Annotated in this window: 2 protein-coding genes; one reads left to right on the top strand and one right to left on the bottom strand. The window is 57.2% G+C overall.

All coding sequences use genetic code 11. The features are described 5' to 3' along the window. Nucleotides 1-215: 215 nt before the first annotated feature. A complete protein-coding gene (locus ACXRVY_RS30245) occupies nucleotides 216-836 on the bottom strand; it encodes a TetR/AcrR family transcriptional regulator (protein ID WP_223464000.1) in 621 nt (206 codons plus the stop codon). A 165-nt stretch (nucleotides 837-1,001) separates the two neighbouring features. Between ACXRVY_RS30245 and ACXRVY_RS30250 the strand changes: the two genes are divergently transcribed. Next, the coding region (locus ACXRVY_RS30250; protein WP_458239104.1) for a DUF4442 domain-containing protein at nucleotides 1,002-1,201 on the top strand (200 nt) is incomplete at its 3' end.

Raw genomic sequence — 1,201 nt, forward strand, 5'->3', positions numbered from 1 at the left:
GCACCATGCTCGCCGCCTTGAGTTTGAACTCACTGGAATAAGATTTACGCATAGCCAAAACACCTCAGATTTGGGCGCCATCATAGCGCCCGATTGAAGTGTCCAAAATCATTAGGCCAGTTCAGCCTGCTCGCGATGGCGGCGTGTCAGGCAGCATTGATGTTGAATGTGACGCCGTCATCGCGAGCAGGCTCGCTCCTACAGGGGAAGGATTTTCAGTGGGTTTCGGCGGTGCACAGCGACCGCCATGCCGCCTGCGCCAGCATGTCCCGGTACGCCTTCGGGCTGCCCTTGACCCGGCCCGACAACCAGGCGCGGCAGTAACTGTCTGCCTGGCCGATGATCAGCGACAGTATCAACTCCCCCGGAAAACTACCCAGTTCATCGCCGTGTGCCCCCAGCCACTTCAGCAACTGCTTGTTGCGTACCTTGTTGCGGGTGGCGAGTTCGTCCTTGAACGGCCCCTTGGTGACGGCAAACCGCGCGTGGTACTGGAACCGCGCCCACTCCGGCTGGCTATCGACCCAATCCACATAACTGTGCACCAGCGCATGCACCCCTGATTGAGTGGTTTTAGCCTCAGCCAGGTAGCTATCGCGCAAACGGGCCTGATCATCGAGGGCGGTAAAAAACAGCGCCGCCACCAGGCCTTCCTTGTTGCCGAAATGGTGATAGATCGCGCCGACACTGGTATCGCATTCGGCGCGGATCATTTCGATGGTGGTGGCCTCGATCCCCTGTTCGTTGAACAGGCCGAGGGCCTTTCTGAAGATGTCGCGCTTGAGTTCGGCGCGTCGTCCGGGGTAGCAGCGTTCGAGCAGGTCGGTGGTTTCCATGCGTAAAAACAGTCCAGGAAAGTCATGGCTGGAGGCTGGCGATTGCCAACGAACAAGTGGCGCTAGGTTGACAGATTTCTCTTTGACAGAATACTGTTCCGTTACAGAACAATATTCCGTTACGGAGCATTGTTCTGCAAACTGTCATCCTCAAGAGGCATCAAAATGAGTCAGTTCCTCAGCATGTTCAACAGTGCAGGGCCGCAAGCGTTCAGCAAAATGGCCTGCCAGGTGGCGCCCTACTTCTCCACCATCAACCCGCTGGTCAAGGATTTGCGCAAAGGCTCGGCCACCGTGCACGTGCCGTTTGCCCGGGAAATCACCAATCAATTGGGGACGGTGCATGCGATTGCCATGTGTAACGC

The sequence above is a fragment of the Pseudomonas sp. P5_A2_2 genome (assembly GCF_054177685.1).

Bases quoted from the DNA above. Each gene is read 5' to 3' on its own strand.
- ACXRVY_RS30245 (WP_223464000.1), bottom strand. From the start codon at position 836: ATGGAAACCACCGACCTGCTCGAACGCTGCTACCCCGGACGACGCGCC.